Source organism: Desulfovulcanus ferrireducens (assembly GCF_018704065.1).
In the GTDB taxonomy this organism is placed as follows: Bacteria; Desulfobacterota; Desulfovibrionia; order Desulfovibrionales; family Desulfonatronovibrionaceae; genus Desulfovulcanus; species Desulfovulcanus ferrireducens.
This window is the reverse complement of the sequence record NZ_JAGUQP010000035.1, coordinates 1-18932: the sequence shown is the minus strand read 5'-3', so window position 1 is coordinate 18932 and position 18932 is coordinate 1. Positions and strand designations below refer to the sequence as shown.

Sequence of the window (18932 nt, the reverse complement as noted above, 5' to 3'; positions counted from 1 at the left end):
CTGGCCGGAAATTTGAGATGCAAATATCCGCCAAGCATAAAACTTATCCGCGTTCCTTGTTCAGGGGCTGTTTTACCAGAGTTTATTCTCGAGGCCTTGGCCAAAGGCGCAGACGGTGTTTTAGTTGGCGGCTGTCACTTTGGTGATTGTCACTACAAGGAAGGCAATTACAAGACAGACCGGCGCATGAAGGAAATAAAGAAAATTTTGCCCGAGTTAGGCTTTGAGCCTGAGCGGTTCAGGCTGGAATGGATTTCAGGTGCTGAAGGATACAGGTTTGCAGAGGTAATGAATGAATACACAGAGCAGATAACCAAATTAGGTCCCAATCCGCTGAAGAAGAAAAAAGGAGAGACCAAAGGGATGAACAAGGTAGGGGTAAAACTTGACGGTCAGGACATTCAGGTTGATGAAAATACAACTATTGCCGAACTTCTGGAAAAAGAAGGCAAGTCCTATTGGCGTCCCACTGAGTTGGATCAACTTGAATCCATAAAAAACAGCGACTGTCCGCTAATAAATATCGTAGAAGTTGACGGAAGAATAGCCAACGCCAAAATGCTTAAAGGGTTAACAGTCAAAGAGGGCATGGTCATTAATACCAAGTCCGAGCTGCTTGAGGAAAAACTTAACGAAAGGCTGGACTGGTTAAAGAAAAAGGACAATTGCTTCCTGGTCAAAAGATTACAGGAACTCGTCGTTTGCGAGGCTGAAAATGCAGGGTTGATCACCAGAGAAGAGATAAAAAACCAGCAGGTTGAGGCATGGTCTTCGCCTCCATCTATTCTGTATGATCCCGACCTATGCGTGCGCTGCGGCAATTGTGTCGAAACCTGCAAGACAGTTCAGACCGCAGAAGCAATCGCTTTTGATAAAGAAAAAGGTGTAGTCCTTGTGGACGAAGCAAAGTGCGTACGATGCGGACAATGCATCCATGCCTGTCCCATGGGTAAGGAAACAGGCACGGTCAAGGTATTTAAAGAGACCTTTGGCTGCGAAACCTGCCCCTATTCCAGACCTCTGGGAGCAATCAGGGAGATGGATAATGTTAAAGAAGTCATTGAAGCTCTCAAAGATCCGGAAAAGTTTGTCGTGGTCGAATTTGCACCTTCCATAAGGGCCAGCCTGGGTGAAGAATTCGGGCTTGAGCCAGGTGCTCTGGTAACCAATAAAATATACGCTGCCCTGAGAAAGGCCGGCTTTGACAAGGTCTGGGATACCAACTTCACCGCTGACCTGACCATCATGGAAGAAGGCACAGAGCTTATCTTGCGCCTGGTAAAAGCAGGTGCCCTAAGCAAGGATGAGTTGCCAGAAAGCCTGACAATAAATGAACATGCCCTGGAAGAAGTAAGTCCTGCCCTGCCCCAATTCACCTCGTGCAGTCCCGGATGGATTAAATTCTGCGAAACATTTTACCCGGAATTTATTCCCAACCTGTCCTCGGCAAAGTCTCCACAGCAAATGCTGGGCCCTGTAGCCAAAACTTACGCTGCTGAAAAGCTGGGAGTTGATCCCAAGAAAATGGTCGTTGTCTCCATTATGCCCTGTACAGCCAAGAAATATGAGCGCGCAAGAGATGAACTGTGCGACGCCTCTAAATACTGGATGGAAAAAGGCAAAGCCGAAGGCACATTCCAGGATATTGACTATGTACTGACCACGAGGGAATGCGGTAAGCTTCTGAAAACGTTGGGCATTGACTTAAAAGAAATGCCAGAAGAACAGGCTGATCCATTAATTGGCAAGTACACGGGTGCTGCAACCATCTTTGGCCGCACAGGCGGCGTAATGGAAGCAGCGCTACGAACCGCTTATGAATTGCTAACCGGTACTCCTCTGGAAAAATTGGAGTTTGAGGATCTCGGGACACTTGATGGTATCAAGAAGGCAGCTATCAAACTAGGCGACAAAGAAATCAAGGTGGCCGTAGCTCATGGGCTTAGCAATGCCCGCAAGGTATGTGAATCCATCAAGGAAGGCGGAGAGTTCAAAGATTACGTCTTTATCGAGTTCATGGCTTGTCCTGGCGGGTGTATTGGCGGTGGCGGACAACCCATACCCACCAACCAAAAGACAATAAAAGCCAGAACAGCGGGCCTGAACGCAGACGATAAACATTGCCCATTGAGGAAATCCCACGAAAACCCAGAGGTCTTGCAAATCTACGCTGATTTCCTGAAAGAACCCGTAAGCGAGCTGGCACATCACCTGCTGCATACTCATTACGTTGATCGATCAAAAGAAATAAAATCATAAACAGGATATCTGTATCGCAAATAGAAAACCATACTTTTTAACCGCAGACCCACGCAGACCGGACGCAGACCAGAACAGCCAGCGACTTGCTGGCTGTTCTGGCGCTCTGTCCCTTCGGGCCAGTAAATAGATAAAAAGTCGTTATTAAAACCGGGCCAAAGGGCCGTCAGCTCATGTTCGGCAAAGTCTGCCGAACATGAATGTCTGTGTGTGTCTGCGTGGGTCTGCGGTTAGATAAAAAACACCTGGGGATGTAGCAAATTTAGATACGATTGCCCTAGCTTCTTTTTATGAATCAGCGATCTGAAATGACCAGAGAAGAAATAATATCTCATCTGGAGCAAACTCCCCTGAACCAACTCATGCAAATGGCTGACAAGGTGCGTCAGCAGCATGTTGGAGATGATGTCCATATCCGGGGCATTATAGAATTTTCCAACTATTGCTGCCGTAGTTGCCTTTATTGCGGGTTGCGCAAGGAAAACAAGAACATTGAGCGCTATCGCATGCAGCCTGAAGAAATCATCCAGCTTGCCCTGGACATGGCCGGCCAAGGGGTCAGGACCATTGTTTTGCAATCCGGTGATGACTTTGCCTATAGCGCAAAGACCATTGCCTCTATCGTGCGGGAGATCAAACAGGAAGCTGATGTGGCCATTACCTTGTCTCTTGGTGAAAGAGATTTTGCTGAGTTTGAATCCTGGCGCAAGGCCGGGGCAGATAGGTACCTGATGAAACACGAGACTGCCAACCCCACTCTCTATGCCCGGTTACATCCGGAAAAAAACTTAGAGGAACGGTTATCTGCTCTGACCTTCCTCCGGGACCTTGGCTATGAACTTGGTATGGGGTGTATGGTGGGACTACCCGGACAAACCATCGAGGACCTGGCCGAAGACATCTTGCTTATCCACAGGTTCCAGGCAGATATGGCCGGAATTGGTCCATTTCTCCCCCAAAAGGACACGCCCCTGAAAGACCATCCTCCCGGAGACTTAAACCTGACCCTCAAGGTTCTTGCCCTCGTGCGGTTGACCAGCAAAGACATTCATCTGCCTGCCACAACAGCTACGGCCACCCTTGACCCTGAACAAGGACAAACTTTGGCTCTTCAAGCCGGGGCCAATGTAATTATGCCTGATTTCACCCCTCAAGACTATGGTCGAAAATATATAATTTATAACAACAAAGCCAAGGTGACCTTTAACCTGGCCAAAGATTTAATTGAGGAAACCGGACGTAGACTAGGTAAAGGAAAGGGAGGCTCTTTAAAGTGCAAAAAACCCCAAAGGGACTAAGACTTCATATTGGCATTTTTGGACGAAGAAACGTAGGCAAATCTTCTCTCTTAAATGCCTTAACTTCTCAACACATAGCCATAGTCTCGGACACCCCCGGCACAACCACAGACCCCGTAGAAAAGACCATGGAGCTTTTGCCACTTGGACCCGTGGTCTTTATTGACACAGCCGGCATTGATGACATGGGCGCGCTGGGCGAGATGCGCAAAAAAAAGACAATGGAAGTCTTTGATCGTACTGACTTAGCAATCCTGATTACCGAGGCCAATCATTGGGGTGAATTCGAAGAAAAAATCAAAAATATTTTAAACGAGCAAAAAATACCCTTTGTAGTGGTCTTGAACAAGACTGACGTTACGCCACTAGTTAAGGATGTTGAACAACGCCTAAAAAAAGAAAAGATTTCTTTTATTCCCGTTTCTGCCATAGAAAAACAAGGAATAAATGAGCTAAAAGAGCTACTTTTACAAACCGCACCAAAAGAATGGTTTAATCCTCCTACCCTAATAGGGGACCTGCTTCCACCAGGAGAGTTGGCAATTCTGGTCGTACCTATTGATCTGCAAGCCCCCAAGGGGCGGCTTATCCTGCCCCAGGTGCAAACCATTCGCGACATTCTGGATAACGATGCCTATTGCATGGTTGTCAAGGAACGAGAACTCAGAGATGCCTTGCAGCGGTTGAATCGCAAACCCAAACTGGTTGTTTGCGACTCCCAATGTGTCTTAAAAACTGTGGCCGATACTCCAAAAGATGCCTGGGTAACCACCTTCTCCATTGTCATGGCCCGGTTTAAAGGAGATTTAGCCGCTTTTGCACGCGGGCTAAAAGCTATTGAACAGCTTAAACCCGGAGACAAAGTCCTGATTGCCGAAGCCTGTACTCATCATCCCCTGGCCGATGATATTGGCCGGGTAAAAATTCCTCGCTGGCTCCAGCAATATGTGGGGGGGAAAATAAATTGTGATGTTTGCGCAGGCAGAAATTTTCCTGAAAACCTGGAAGAATACAAGCTCATCATTCATTGCGCGGCTTGTGTTTTAAACCGTCGCGAGATGCTAACACGCATCTATAAAGCCCAGCAAAAAGGCGTGCCCATTACCAACTATGGCCTGACCATTTCCTTCATCCAGGGAGTCATAAACCGCTGTCTCGAACCATTTCCATATGCAAAACTTTGCCTGGAAAAAGAGTCTGGGTAAGTGGTTGAGTAGTTGAGTGGGGAGAGTAAGGTGTTGAATATTTTCTTGATAATGAAATCTTCCATACTCTTCCACAATATTTGCTGTTACGGATCAAGGTGCTCTTGTTATCTGAATCTATATTTTTCATCTGAAGGCAATTTTTTGCAGAACTCAGAAAATTGTTTCCTTAAGCTCTCTTGCATTTTTCCAGGCTTCTAAAGTCTCAAAAGTTATTTTCTATCACCCATCTCCACCCTACTCTCCCCACTCAACTACTCAGTTCACCCCCCAATTCATACTGTCTCCCACTCAAATCTTACCCGATTCCCCTCCTTAACATCCATTTTTATTTAACCCCAGACTCACGCATACCTTTTGAGGAGCAATGATTAAGGGGCAACAAATTCAAGCCCTTATCTAATACCCCCAACAACGTGTTGCATTAAATATAAAATCTGACTAAAAGCATAAGTCATGAACATATTATTGTGTACAAAAATCTTTCAAAAATATTATCCACCTAGCAGGGAAGCATGGGCCAGAGTTTTTTTTCAACTCATGCGTTTTGGATTTTGTTTTTACATCCTTTTTTTTCCTATCGGAATCGCCTTAAGGGAAATAGGAGCTATAATCTCTCTTGCCGGACTCATACCATACTATATTTTGGATTATAATAATTCTAATTTAAAACGTTTTAAACTTAAATGGATCTATTTTCTCTTTTTTGCTTTTCTCATCTTCAAAATGTTTCACAGTATAGACATTGAGACTAGTTGGTATGGAATTCGAACAAATTTACACAAGGCATTTATTCTAATTTTCGTAGGTATGGAGTTTGTCAGAGGGCTAAAAGATTTAAAAATTCTAGTAACCTTGTTTGCCATCATGGGGTGTTATGAAGGTCTGGATGGAGTATATCAATACTTTTCCGGGACTGATTTGATCAAAGGGACAAAGATTATGGGTGGGCGTCTGACAGGCTCTTTAAGTACTTTTCGCGTTGGCAATTTAATGTCCCTAGTTCTTCCCATTAGTCTGGCTCTATTCATTCTTTTGCCTGACAAGTGGTCAAAATTTAAAAAACTCATCCTCACCTCTTTGGTCCTGGCACCCGGAATTTTTCTATTGCTTGAAGCCAAAGCAAGAAGCGGCTATGTAGGATTTTTTACAGCCTGTGTAGCCCTAATTTTTCTTTTTAAAGGTTTTTCCTGGAGGAAAACTCTTGCCTTTTGCGCAATTCTTGTCTGGGCATTATTCTTTGGCCCGGAGAGGACATCGTTTCAGCAAATATTAAATGATGGACGAATAAAAGAGCTTTGGCCTTTTGGAATCGAGGTATTCAAACACTATCCTCTTCTTGGAGTAGGAATTAACGGCTATAATCCCGGCTTCAGATCGCTAGGCCTTGTGCCAAAATATCATAGCCTTGGGATACCTCATCCGCACAACATCTATATTCAATTCGCCTGTGAAACAGGGATTGTCGGTTTAAGTTTGCTTCTCTTCTTTTTTAGCGCCTATTTAACCTGGTCCTTAAAGCGAATCCGTAAGGGGCTTCAAACTAAACAAAAAAACTATTGGATAATCACTTCTTTTTTTTGGAGTTCGTTTCTTGGCTACACAGCCACAGCCTTCAGCGCTCATAATTTTTTTCGAACCTGGTGGCTGGGCATGGCCTTTTCAATTCTAGGAATTTTGATTGGAGCTTGTATTGGGAGAAGTGAAGAGGTAAAAAAAATAAAAGAGTACAAAAAATAAAAAAACTTTGGGAAGTATACATTAATTAATAGGCTCCCCTGCAACGGAGCACCTCGATAGGAGTCCTGACTAAAATATAAATATCAAACCATATAGACCAATTCCTTATATAATAAACATCAAGATTCACCCGCTCATCATAACTAGTTTCATTTCGACCTGAAATCTGCCATAAACCTGTTACCCCGGGTCTGACTTTTTTATATAGTTCAAATGCTTCCTTGTACTTTTTAATTTCATCCCGAATAATAGGCCTTGGTCCCACCAAGCTTAACTCCCCCTTTAAAACATTCCACAATTGAGGCAATTCATCCAGACTTGTTCTGCGTAAAAATCTACCTATCTTAGTCACCCTGGGATCATTAGTAAGCTTTTGATACATCTCCCACTCTCGCTGTAAATCCGGTCTTTTTCTTAAATACTCCTTCAACAGTTCATCTGCATTTTGAAACATAGTCCTGAATTTCCAGATATAAATTTCTCTCCCACCCAAACCAATTCGCTTGTGACGGTAGAAAACAGGGCCTTTGCTATCCAGTTTGATGGCTAAACCAATAAAAAGCATAAGAGGAAGGACCAACACGCCACTGCTTATAACAATAGCCAAATCAACACACCGTTTTAGCCTTCGACGCTTTGGGTCAAGCAGGTTCTGGCGTAAATCTAACCCTAATATACCGCCCAAATCCAGTACCGAAACCCAAAGAGTAGATACACCAAACAAGTCAGGGACAAGGACAATGCGCCTAAAACCTTGTGCATATTTCTCAAGGATCATTTGTAACTTCTTTCTGCCCACCCCCGGCATAGCCATAATTGCTATAAGATTTTTCGTTTTTTGGGCCAGTTTAACCGCTTCTTCCAAACCTCCGACAACTTTTATTCCATGAATATTCTCCCCTTGCCTTTCTGAGTCGTCATCAACAATTGCAACGGGTTTTATTCCTAGCCCTGGTCTCAGTTGAAAAGTATGTACAATCATGCCTCCGGTTTTACCGGCCCCAAACACCACGGCAGGGAACCCCCACCAGGCTTTTTTACTAAAAATCTCTCGCGTTCCAGCCCGAAAAATTGGCACCAAAAAAAGTACTAAAAACCACGCCATTAAAAATATCCCTCGAGAATACAACTCGGCTCGACGAGACATAAAAGTAACAGCGGCCAAAGCCAAAAAACATAATGAGCTGGCCAGACTTAGTTTTTTTAATTCCTCCGGAGGACTGATAAGTACGCCTGGATATAAACCGGCAAAGGCATATACGCTTAAGAAAAAAATTAAGACTGGCCACATTTGCCAGTAAAATGAAAGTTGAAACTGACCGTTAAATATATAGCGAAGCCATACACTTATTGCGCCAGCACATAAAAGGGCCACTGTGTCAGAGAAAAGCATTGCCACTGGCATTAAACAAGAGTATCTGTTCTTCATTACGGACATCTCTTTAAATCTGCTCTTCTATTACAGTATTAATAAAATCTAATATGTTTTTTTTAAAAATTTTAGCATCAAACTTTTTAGCATAAGATACTATTGTTTCAGGGCAGAACTCATGCTTAATTTTTTCAAATCTAATTACTGCATCTATCAAAGCATCAACACTTTGCTCATCAAAAAAAATGCCTGTTTTACCATCAACAACAGTCTCCAAAGCTCCACCTTTTTTATAAGCAATAACAGGTCTTCCCGAAGCCATCGCTTCCACAGGAATGATGCCAAAATCCTCTTCTCCTGGGAAAATAAGGGCTTTGCACCTCGCATAATAATCTCGGAGGACAGAAAATGGCTGTTGCCCCATAAGGGTTATATTAGAGCCTGCCATAGCCTGTAATTTTTTATATTGCTCTCCTTCCCCAATAACTACCAGAGGTTTTTTTAAGACATTAAAAGCTTGTATCGCTAATTCGGCCCGTTTATATCCCACCAATTGACCAACAAATAGATAATACTCACCAGTCTCATTTACTTGATAGAAATCATCAGTATTCACTGGCGGGTGTATGACTTGCGCCTCGCGACGATAATATTTTTTTATCCGCGCGGCCACATGGCTTGAATTTGCTATAAAATGATCCACTCTTGATGCTGAGGTTTGATCCCATAAGCGTAAGTAATGAGAAAAAAAAGGCATGAGCACGGTAGTCACATATCCCGCTTCTTTGCGATATCTATGGTACATATCCCACACGTAACGCATTGGCGTATGGCAATAGCAGATATGTTTAGCGGATGGATGCGTAATCACTCCTTTGGCCGGGCCCGATTCACTGCTAATAACCAGATCGTAACCGGTGAGGTCCAGCTGCTCCAAAGCCAAAGGCATCAAAGGAAGGTATTTTTTATAGAGGCGTTTGCTAAAAGGCAAATTCTGAATAAAAGTTGTTCTGATAGTATGTTTTGTTATTGTTTCTGATATGGCATCAGGATCGTAGACATGGGTATAGATATCGGCCTGTGGGAAAAGGTCGCACAAAGCCTCCAGGACCTTTTCGCCACCCCGCATGCCTACAAGCCAGTAATGTACAAGGGCAACTTTCATATCTAACCTGTGTCTCTTAACCTTTTACCCCTTAGCCTTTTATTCTTTAAATCACTTAGTTAGTAAACTTACCTGCAATGGCTTTTACTCTTTTTACAAAGCAATCTATACTAAAAAGTTCAGCTCTTTCTTCACATGAGGAGCGCATCTCTGCAGCCAAGCCTGGCGTTAAAGACTTCACTCCTTTTATGATATCCTCAATTCCGGGGTTTGGGGGCAATAAAATTCCGGTTTTCCCATCCACGACTGTTTCCAATATTCCACCTTCTTTGACTCCAAGTACAGGCTTACCAGCCGCCATGGACTCCACCGGCGAGATACCAAAGTCCTCGTCCATGGGGATATAAATAGTGGCGATACAATTACCAATCAAACTTCTCAGCTTCTTTTCCCCCACCCAGCCCAGAAATGTAATATTATCCGCATTGTTTGCCATCTGCTTAATCCTTTTAAAATACGGCCCCCCAGAAACAACCACGAGTTTTTTATCTCTCATTTTCAAAAAGGCCTTTACTATCAAATCGACCCGTTTCAGCTGATCAAGCCTGCCTGTTGATAAATAATAATCCCCATACCCCAGATGCTTGAACTTTTTAGTCTCACAAGGTGGATACACCACCTGGACTTGCATATTTAAATATTTTCTTAGCCTGTTGGCCACATTTTGAGAATTGGCAAGCACACAATCCATATCCTTTATGGCTCTTTCATACGCCTTTTTATATAAGAACAAGAGGCTTAACCAAATGGGCTTTTTTAGCATAGAACATTGTTCTAAGTAAAAGTTTCTTTTGTCGTATAAAATTCGTGGAGGCGAATGACAATATAATATTTTAGGGCCAATTATTCGCTTGTGGGCTAACGGTGACAGAAAACCACTGAAAAAAGTCAGTTTTGCCTTTTTCTTTGGAAAATGGGCAAATAACAGCCAATCTTGCAAAATATCGGAAGGTAAAACTCTAAAGGGGATTCTATCAAGCAAAGATAAGCTTTTTGGTTCAAGCCCATCAAAATAACTTTTTGGAAAATTTTCAGATTGTACAGATGCAGACCATAATTCAGCGCGAAAGCCCCTGGCTAGAGTTACAGCAACCCGCTCCCCACCTCCTGGGAATTTAAAATTATCATGGATAACGAGAGAAGTTTGCATGGTTAACTAGATAACTTTTTAATTATTTCATAGGTCTTCTTGGCCGTACTTTCCCAGGAAAATTGAGATACTCTTTTTTTACTATTGTTTAAAAGTCGTTGGCGGACATCCGGCTTAATAACTTCACGCAACAAGGCTGCCAATTCTTTGGAATTTTGCGGATCAGTTAAGTACAATGCTGCCTTGCCTGCAACTTCAGGTAAACTTGCCTTGTTGGTTGTGATTACAGGGCAACCGCAGGCCATTGCTTCTAATAATGGCAACCCAAATCCCTCATAAATACTTGGAAAGATCAAGGCTAGCGCACCCGAATAAAGCCTGGCCAAATCTTCATTACTTACATATCCCAAAGAGATACACTGATTATCCTTCACAAGCTCATGGTCATGCCAGCCAGACCAACCAGCAAAGACCAAAGCAATACCTGATTTTGTAATCTGGAGAGCTTTGGGTATAATGGCTGCGTTTTTACGCGGGTCTCCGCTGCCAACAAAAAGAAAATATTGCTCAGGCAGCTTAAGCCGCTCTCGCATCTCACGGATCTCCCCTTCCGGCCTGGGATAAAATGTAGAAGCATCATGAGCTAAAGGTGTGACAGAAATATTATCAGCAACAATTCCAAAGTGCTTTTGAACACATGCCTTTGTAAATTTTGAAACAGTTAAACAATGGTCTACAACTCCAATTCGCTGCGGCAGGAAACGATTGACAAACATTACTCTTTCTTTGGGATGAAATTGTGGATAATGCATGATAGAAAGATCGTGAATGGTGAAAATGGTCTTTATCGGAAATTTTGTTAAAAAAGGGATCAAAAGTGGTTCATGGTAAACATCATAATTTTTGGCTGCGCGTTGAAAGAAAAATTCTCTTTTCATGTGCTGGGCTATACGAACCTGAAGAGCAAGGAGTGGTGGCAACCTCCAAAACCAGGACAGGACTTTCCCTCTTTTTTGAGGGTCTGCGCCGCGGGTAGGCATTGTCTTGCTAACATTTTTCCCGTCAAAATATCCGATATCCAAACTATGTCCATAATCTCTTTCCAACTGCCTATAAAGACAGTGTACATATCGAGCAATACCAGAACGAACAGTAACTAAAGGCAAGGCATTTACTATCAAGCGAATCTTTTTAGCCATTGATTGCTATCCCGTTTTACTGCCTATACCATCTGAGAAAAAATAGGCCTAAGCCCAGTCCCAAAAAACATTCCGTGGCAATTGTTGCCCAGGCAGCTCCAACAGCCCCATATTGCGGAATCAGCCATAAATTGAGCCCAACATTGAGGATAGCTGCGCATACTGCCATAAGCGCATAATAGCCTTCGCGGTTAATGGCGATAGCACTTTGTGTCAAAATGTAATTGGGGAAGATAAAAAAGACAGCTACAAGAAGCCACTTAAAAAGTGGTATTGCAGGAGTGTAACTCTGACCGTAAGCAATATGAATAAAATAAGAACCGAAATAAAGGCCTGTAATAACAATCAACAAGCCCAAAATACTCATTCCGCCAAGCATAAGAATAAACATTCTTTTAAAGTATTGTCCATCCTGCCTGTGCAGGCGAAGCTGACGAAAACATAAATGAGCCACTGGAGTCACTAACAAGACCATTCCTTCCAAGAGTCGATAAGCTGCAGAATAATATCCTACCCATGCCGTTTCAATCCCCAGATATCTCAAAAGTATTATATCCACTTTAAAGTAAATGGTGGTTGCCGCACCAACAACAAGAAACGAAAGACTTGGCGAATATATGTCGAGAGAAAACTGAAATGAAGGTTTTTGGCACATCCTCCTGGCATAGGGAAGCGAAAATGCCGCAAGAAGGCCAAGTCCCCATGCCCCAAACAGAAAAATAGGTTTGCGAATCCCCAAAAATAGGACAAAGAACATACATAAAGCAGTACAAGTGCGCAGGAATATTCGCCACAGTCCTTCTATTGCGAAACGATTTTGAGCCTTTAAAACAGCAGAAATAAAATTGCTTAAAGCTACGCCAGCAAAACATAATATAGCGACGCATAGTGAATAACGGTCAGAAATAGGAAGAGATAACGACAAAAAAAAACCACCCAAAGTGGTCAAAAGAAGATGTCCCAAGGCTACGGACAAAATCCGGTCGTTGTGAGGAACCAATTCAGGGCTCGCTGCAATGCCTTCACGAAAAATTAATGTTGTAAAGCCGCCCTCCTGTAAAATAAAATATAAAGAGGCCAAGCTCAAAACAGAGCTATAAACGCCAAACGCCTTGGGCCCTAACACGCGGCCCAGGGTAAACGTCAGCAGCATCCCTATTCCGGCGGTGTAGAGGGTAGCTAACCACTGTCCACCCAAGGCTATATATATTTTTTCAAACCTGATAGGCCTTTTAAAAAAGAAAAACTTATTAGAAAACAACTCGCTCCTGCCCAACAAAATGTTTTATTATTAAAATTCATTCAATCAACTAAATCAATTTTTTGAGTTGGATTATTAGCAGTAAGTTCAATGGGTTCAATGTAAAGTCTCGGTAGTTCCTTTCAGGATTAGTTGTTTCCGCGCTGTTATTCTGAGCGAAGCGAAAAATCTCAGGAATAAGCTTAGCATGTCATGAGGTTACCCTTCGCAATGCGAAGGGTAACGTTTGTATTATTTTATAGCAAAAGTGGCACCAAGACAAAATATAAATTATAACCCATTGAATAATATAACAAAATTCGAGCCAGAAAGTTAAATCAACTAATCAGATTCTGCTTCTTTTCTCAAATCACAAATTTCACCTACAACTCCTACAACAAGACAATAATAAACTATAATCGCTACTTGTTCAGCCAGAGGATCGAGGCCAAAAGTCAATAAAAAGGCCGTCAAAGCCAAAAGTATAATAGCCCCAGCAAAAAAAGGAGTGCCGCGACCACGATATACATATTCAGAAATCTTAGGGTACTTTCGTTCCATCCACGGCCGCAAAAGCCTCTCCAAATGCCAATAAGCAAAAACCAGGGCTATACTACCGCAGGTAAACCCATAATTTTCTCTCCCCGTAGCAATCAGCACTCCGAGAGTGTATAGAAATAGGGCTGAAAATAACCACGTAAAAAAGAGCCATTTTTCCGGTAAACTCCAATAAAATTTTCGAATAGAGGCTGTCATAATTTGAAACGCTTTCAACCAAAAAGCGCGAAATCTATACAGCACAACAATCCCCAGGGCCAGAATCAAAAGCTTCATGAAAAGCGAAATGATCCGGCCGGAAAATGAATCTTTTTGCCTGGTTAGAGGGTTATCTTGTCGTGGAAAATTATGGTAGCCCTTTGCCTCAAAAACAAGACTTTTTACTGAGAAAAAATCTGCGCTAGAAACAGATATGGTGTGATATCCATGCTTGATTGCTATGGTCCCTAGTTCAATCCATTCCCCTTCAGGCCGGGGAAGCTTTACAAAAGAGAGAGGGCTGGGTTGATCATCAAGGCGAATGACTAGGTCCGCTAGAATTTCTTTTGGAGTCCTGCGTAATCCAAAAACCTTTAACCTGGGGATATCAAAAGATAATAGTCTTTGTTGTCCGGTATAATCTATTGTTAAACTGGCATCCCTGGAGATATTGATTCCGGCCAATTCATTGTGTCCCCCCAAAATAGGGATGCTTTTTTTTACATTTTTTAGTTCGCTTAAAAGAAAAGGATTGTCGTGGGTTAGATAAAACTGCAAGGGTTTAAAAAACTCTTCTCGGGGCAATAAAAAATTTAAAGTTCGTACCTGATCAGTCCATATAAAAACTTTCTCGTTATTTAATATTACTCCACTCTCTGGCAATTCAGGTAAAAGAGGAAGCACTGCCTCCTTTTCCCACCAACATGCATGTCGATAATCGGGATCCTCTTTCACTTCCTTTATGACCAAGTCAAAAAAAGCGATGCTGGCGTTTATACCATCTTTAATCCACCGTGTATCTAGTGTTATCCCGTTGACAATCGCTTGCTTTGGAAGCTCCAAAGGCACAGTAACATTATTCAGTGGCAAGGCAATTTTAAGTCTCTTTCTTTTTTCTTTAGTCGGAGACAAATAATCAATATTTATATTTACTCTTTGTCCTGAAATTTTTCCTGATCTGGCCGTAGAAAATGCATACAACTGTCCCTGAACAACATACTTATTTTGTATAAGGTCAAACGATTTACAATCCTGAACCTCCCTATAAAATAGGGGCTGCATTTTAAAAATTACTTTCTCTTTATCCAGAAAATGAGCCTTCCGTCCTATAAAATTTTCAAGCTCTCTTGCAGGCTGATCAAGGATTACAGGCAATTCCTTTTTAACAAGATCACCAACAAGCACGTCCTTGAGCTCAACTACCTGGGGACCTTGTATGGAGGCATTAACTGTAACATTAATAATTCTCCCTTCATCAAAGATACCAAGTTCTTCTAAACCTGCTTCTAGATCAAAATCCAATCTTGCATCCTGTCCATGCTCAGAGGTAACTGGCGAGATAGTACTGCGTTTAAATTCTGAAGCGTCTTTTCTGTAAAAAACAATACGTTTCAAAGGGGGTGATTCAAAAAAAGCCTTCTTTGATGTTTTTATATATATTATTGGCTCTATATAGATTAGCTTATCACGAGGTATATCTTTTAAAACCGAAGCAAGATCCAGAGTCAAAACATGTAAATCTTCTCTCTTCTCCCAACGCGGGCGCAGGTTTTCAAAAGGAATTTTATGTCTTGGCGAAAATCTGCTTTTTTTTAAACCAAGATCAACTCTAATATCTGGAGAATCAGGTAGCACAAAAAACTTAACCACTTGCATATCAGCAGACACGATTTTAATTTGAGTCTGCAAAACTAAATTTTCCCCATCCTGTATGTATCGCCAAATCGCATCAGGCTTAATCCCCAATTCTCTTTTAAACCGATAAATATTGTCTTTGGGCTTGAAAAAAACCTCGTCCCAATTAATAATTTTAGCTTCTTTTAACGCGGATTCAACCTCACCGCTAAATACCACGTCAGTTTTATTATCCCCATTGGTATCCACCATTATTTTAGCCTCAACCTGAACAGGCGTTTTGGGCAATACTTTCTTGTAGTTTATACGCAACCGTGGATACTCAACGATTGATAATGACTGTTCAGACAAATCAAAAGACCAATTTCTTGTGCAGTTATCTTTTGAACATAACACAGTATCAGAACTGGCAAGCAAGGACTTGCCATCAAACACAAAATATTTAACTTTCTTTGGCGCTACAAATGCTTTGACTGTGAATTCATCATCTTTATCCAAAAAGAAATTGCCATCTTTAACTTCCTGGATATAATTCATACTGTGATTTTCTTGTAAAGGCAGTGAAAGAAATACAGTATTTCCTTCCTTAACACCTGCATGCGTTACAGCAGTAAATAAAATGTAAACTAGGATATAAATAGTAACGCTTAGCTGCTTTTTATACATCGCATTGCTCATTAACTATACAGCCATTCTTTTTGTCTTTTAGAAAAAAATAGATTGTTGTTGCCCAAAAAATAAATACGATTGCAGACAGAAGACTCCATGCAATCTGGATGGCATGCTCATGAAACATAAGGATTAAGAGCAGCATTAACCCAAGGCCCACGCCCTGAATCCACAAGAATCCATAATCGCAACGAGCAAGAAAAAAAACAAAAAAAACATTGGCCAAGGCAAGTATTGACATTGAAATACTTACCAGCCGGAACAGATCAGCAGCAGGAGCATAGGGGGAACCAAAGAGGAGACTGATAATTTGGGCTGGCCATAAAGAGCAGACCAAGGCAAAAGACCCGCTAAGGAACGCTGTTAATCCCAGGCATGTCCAAAGAGACTGGTTGTCATGCTTGCCAGCGCTATATGCTTTGGCCGCGGCAGGGAACAATACCATAACCAAAACGCCGGGCAGAAAAAAGCCAATCCTGCCCAGAACGGCAGCAGTAGCATAAAGTCCGGCCTCCGCAGGTAGGCAATAATGTCGCACCAGAACAAGATCAAGATTACCCAGGGCCATAACCATAGAAGTATTGAAAAATACCGGCACAGCGTATTTGCCCATTCCTTTATATATACCAGAAGGAAGCGAACCCTTTGTTCCATGAACTATATCTTTTAAAAAAAGCAAACTGATCAGTATTGTCAGAACAACCCCAATCAAGCCCGAAAGCAGGGCTCCATTGACTCCCCAGCCAAGAAAAAAAACCAGCACAACTCCACCTAGCAAACGGCCAATAGAGGTCAGGCTTCCAGCAAGGCCAAAGCCCAAAAACCGCTGCAGGCCCTGTAGGATACCCATATTAACAGGACGAAAAAGAGACAGACATATCTGTACAAGGATAATCAGTATTGGAACAAATGAGTCAATATGAAGATACCCTTTAGTTGCTGGCAAGGCCAAAAGCCCTATGCCAAACCCTGCACAAGAAATAAGAGCCAACCATTTAATGCTTTTCCAGAAAAGGCTTCGAATCTGGCTCAAGCCGTTCAAGCTAAGTTGTACAGTTACCTTGGAGAATACAAAAGGAATTACTGCAATAGGAGCAGAGGCTAGAAGGGTAAGGGAATTGAGGGCATTAAAAACCCCAAATTCTTCAGGGGTTAAACTCCTCCCTATTACTAATTGAAACAAGTAGTTAAATACATTGCCCGAATTCATTAAAAAAAGAACGAGAATATTGTTGCGGAAAAACTTGTTCATCTCTTTCCCTTAATCCTCTTAAAAATCCAAAAACCATCTTTTGCAAAGACAACCCTGTATTTTTCTTTAACTTTATCAACAAATTCCAGAAAACGATTGGCAGCCTCTTGATCCTGACATCTTCCATAGAGCCAACCACATCCTTTGTCTCCAATAAACCAAGGACGATTCATGTCTAAAACCACATAATCTGCCTGAATTTCTAAATAGGCTGTTTTGGGAAGAGTGCGTGTCTTTAAAAAGTCAACAAAACCACTGAAGGTCCGGTTCTTTAAATCCGGATATCTTGTTGGTTCCAGCGCTGCCCTAGGGAAAACAAGCAAAGTATTTCGTTCGGTCAAAATAGGCCAATTGATCGTGTTTTGCACGGAAACTGTTGTCTCCGGATTCCTCGGAATATACTGTTCCAAAGCTTTTTTAATCATGCTGTCCCGTGCTGTAGGCAAATATGCGGATGCAGTATAACTCCACACCTTGTTCGTCCAGAAAAGACGGGAGATGGGCGAAGGAGAGAGAAGTATGTGGGCCAACAAAAGACCCACACACAAGCTGAAGATAAATGACTTTTTGTTTAGTCCCAATTTTTCCCAAAATCTCCTAGCTGTTGGCAGCCCCATAGTAAAGGCCATAATCATTGGCGCGATTAGGCCTGCAGTATAATGATGACCAAGGCCGTAATAATTATCTAACCTGGACAAAATTGAAATACCCAATATGGGCAGGGCAGGTATCAGATAAAGAGGTTTTAAAAGTGGAATAAATCCAAGAGAGCCAAACAGGGCTAAAAGATATATAACTTTTCTTGTTGACCCAAAGATTTCTTTAATGACCACCAAGGGATGGCTGACGATAAAAACAAACATATCACCAATGCCATTGCCCATCCAGGCAAACGCAGAAGAATCAAGCCCACCTTTGCCACCATCAGGAGTAAAATAGGGAAAAACAAAATTCGTAACAAAATAAAAATAGCCAAGACCAAAGAGAATAAGAAGCAGACCTGGTAAGCAGTATAAACGCGGAGATGTGTTGCGGCAAAGATCGTGACAGGAGGAATATGCTTTTAAAATGAGAAATATTCCACAAGCCGCAGTTTGTAAGGCAAATGGTTCTTTGACCAATGCCAGAAGAAGACCAGGAATAAGGCAAAGCCAAAATCTGTTATTTTCCACTAAAAAGAAAAACCAAAATAAAATGAGCACTACCAGGTGGTCCATGTGAAAGTCAAAGAGACTATTGAACCAGAGTGGAAAATAGAGGGCAAAAGCAAGAAAAGAGGGCCATCCGAATCTTTTTTGTAACCAGAAGCCTGGCAAGGCAAGAAAAAAGGCCTGGAACACAAGAACCACAAAAGGCCCAAGGTTTCCTGGCAAAAGATTATAAATAGCGGCATATAAAGGCATAAGCGGCTGAGCATGACCAAAAAAAAGCCGCCACCACTGTCCATTTTGAACGAAATTATAAAAATGGGCAAAAAATATCCCCAAATCGAAAATAGCTGAGTGTAATGACAGGTACTTAAGCAGAGCCATGCCTGCAAGGACAATAAAAAGTAAACCAGAGGCCAGAACTTTTGTTTTCATATTTTAGGTAGATATGGGGATATCGAATTTTCTGCATATTAAAGAAACGGACTGACATTGTCTAACTGATTCTTTCATACGATTATTATATCCATATAAAAGTCAAAGCCAGCAACTAAAAGTGTAGCGGATGTCTTGAAACCTCACAGGTTATTCTCTGCTTTTTGCATTTATTAAATCTCCTATCATCCAACCGATTTCATAGCATTTCTCATCCATTTGATCTAATTACTTAGGGAACTATCTCTTTTTCAGCATTCTTTTAATTCCTATAATTCTTGTAGGTGGTCAATCAGATCGCCCCTCGGTTGTCTAAAAATTACGCTACGCTGAGGCATGACGTGGTCAAGTAAAAGTGGTGTGTGGTTTCGACACATATGAGACAAATTAGGTTCCAATTTTTTGCTTTTCCAGGAATCTAAAATATTTTGAAGAACGGGGTCTAATGATCTCGTTCGATTCCCAATAT

The 18932-nt window shown here is 41.9% G+C and carries 12 protein-coding genes; 4 read left to right on the top strand and 8 right to left on the bottom strand.

The window, feature by feature from the left end; all coding sequences use genetic code 11:
* The 4 genes from KFV02_RS10550 to KFV02_RS10535 form a co-directional block, all read left to right on the top strand.
* On the top strand, positions 1-2259 hold a 2259-nt coding region (locus tag KFV02_RS10550; RefSeq protein ID WP_289510150.1), incomplete at its 5' end, for a [FeFe] hydrogenase, group A.
* Between the two features lie 290 nt (positions 2260-2549).
* Positions 2550-3557 (top strand): [FeFe] hydrogenase H-cluster radical SAM maturase HydE, encoded by a 1008-nt coding sequence (gene hydE / locus KFV02_RS10545; protein WP_252381518.1) that lies wholly within the window; start codon positions 2550-2552, stop codon positions 3555-3557.
* Positions 3533-4762 (top strand): [FeFe] hydrogenase H-cluster maturation GTPase HydF, encoded by a 1230-nt coding sequence (gene hydF, locus KFV02_RS10540; protein WP_252381517.1) that lies wholly within the window; start codon positions 3533-3535, stop codon positions 4760-4762. Before hydE ends, hydF begins: the two co-directional genes overlap by 25 nt.
* Before the next feature lie 456 nt (positions 4763-5218).
* Entirely contained in the window at positions 5219-6502 is a 1284-nt protein-coding gene (locus tag KFV02_RS10535) for an O-antigen ligase family protein (RefSeq protein WP_252381516.1), read from the top strand.
* A gap of 25 nt (positions 6503-6527) precedes the next feature.
* Here the strand turns inward: KFV02_RS10535 and wbaP are convergent, their stop codons facing one another.
* The 8 genes from wbaP to KFV02_RS10495 form a co-directional block, all read right to left on the bottom strand.
* On the bottom strand, positions 6528-7931 hold the full coding sequence (gene wbaP / locus KFV02_RS10530; protein ID WP_252381515.1) for an undecaprenyl-phosphate galactose phosphotransferase WbaP: 1404 nt from the start codon (positions 7929-7931) through the stop codon (positions 6528-6530).
* 13 nt (positions 7932-7944) lie between these two features.
* Complete coding sequence (locus KFV02_RS10525; protein WP_252381514.1) at positions 7945-9039, bottom strand: glycosyltransferase family 4 protein; 1095 nt, start codon at positions 9037-9039, stop codon at positions 7945-7947.
* 55 nt (positions 9040-9094) lie between these two features.
* On the bottom strand, positions 9095-10189 hold the full coding sequence (locus KFV02_RS10520; protein ID WP_252381513.1) for a glycosyltransferase: 1095 nt from the start codon (positions 10187-10189) through the stop codon (positions 9095-9097).
* A 2-nt stretch (positions 10190-10191) separates the two neighbouring features.
* The gene (locus KFV02_RS10515; protein WP_252381512.1) at positions 10192-11328 is read right to left on the bottom strand and encodes a glycosyltransferase family 4 protein; all 1137 of its coding nucleotides are present in this window, start codon (positions 11326-11328) and stop codon (positions 10192-10194) included.
* Between the two features lie 16 nt (positions 11329-11344).
* Positions 11345-12589 (bottom strand): oligosaccharide flippase family protein, encoded by a 1245-nt coding sequence (locus KFV02_RS10510; RefSeq protein WP_252381511.1) that lies wholly within the window; start codon positions 12587-12589, stop codon positions 11345-11347.
* A 321-nt stretch (positions 12590-12910) separates the two neighbouring features.
* On the bottom strand, positions 12911-15625 hold the full coding sequence (locus tag KFV02_RS10505; protein WP_252381510.1) for a hypothetical protein: 2715 nt from the start codon (positions 15623-15625) through the stop codon (positions 12911-12913).
* The gene (locus KFV02_RS10500) at positions 15618-16880 is read right to left on the bottom strand and encodes an oligosaccharide flippase family protein (RefSeq protein WP_252381509.1); all 1263 of its coding nucleotides are present in this window, start codon (positions 16878-16880) and stop codon (positions 15618-15620) included. The genes KFV02_RS10505 and KFV02_RS10500 overlap by 8 nt, the downstream gene beginning before the upstream one ends.
* Complete coding sequence (locus KFV02_RS10495; RefSeq protein ID WP_252381508.1) at positions 16877-18463, bottom strand: DUF2079 domain-containing protein; 1587 nt, start codon at positions 18461-18463, stop codon at positions 16877-16879. Before KFV02_RS10495 ends, KFV02_RS10500 begins: the two co-directional genes overlap by 4 nt.
* Positions 18464-18932: the final 469 nt, after the last annotated feature.

Bases quoted from the DNA above. Each gene is read 5' to 3' on its own strand.
- hydE (WP_252381518.1), top strand. From the start codon at position 2,550: ATGAATCAGCGATCTGAAATGACCAGAGAAGAAATAATATCTCATCTG.
- KFV02_RS10535 (WP_252381516.1), top strand. From the start codon at position 5,219: ATGAACATATTATTGTGTACAAAAATCTTTCAAAAATATTATCCACCT.
- wbaP (WP_252381515.1), bottom strand. From the start codon at position 7,931: ATGAAGAACAGATACTCTTGTTTAATGCCAGTGGCAATGCTTTTCTCT.
- KFV02_RS10525 (WP_252381514.1), bottom strand. From the start codon at position 9,039: ATGAAAGTTGCCCTTGTACATTACTGGCTTGTAGGCATGCGGGGTGGC.
- KFV02_RS10520 (WP_252381513.1), bottom strand. From the start codon at position 10,189: ATGCAAACTTCTCTCGTTATCCATGATAATTTTAAATTCCCAGGAGGT.
- KFV02_RS10515 (WP_252381512.1), bottom strand. From the start codon at position 11,328: ATGGCTAAAAAGATTCGCTTGATAGTAAATGCCTTGCCTTTAGTTACT.
- KFV02_RS10505 (WP_252381510.1), bottom strand. From the start codon at position 15,625: ATGTATAAAAAGCAGCTAAGCGTTACTATTTATATCCTAGTTTACATT.
- KFV02_RS10500 (WP_252381509.1), bottom strand. From the start codon at position 16,880: ATGAACAAGTTTTTCCGCAACAATATTCTCGTTCTTTTTTTAATGAAT.
- KFV02_RS10495 (WP_252381508.1), bottom strand. From the start codon at position 18,463: ATGAAAACAAAAGTTCTGGCCTCTGGTTTACTTTTTATTGTCCTTGCA.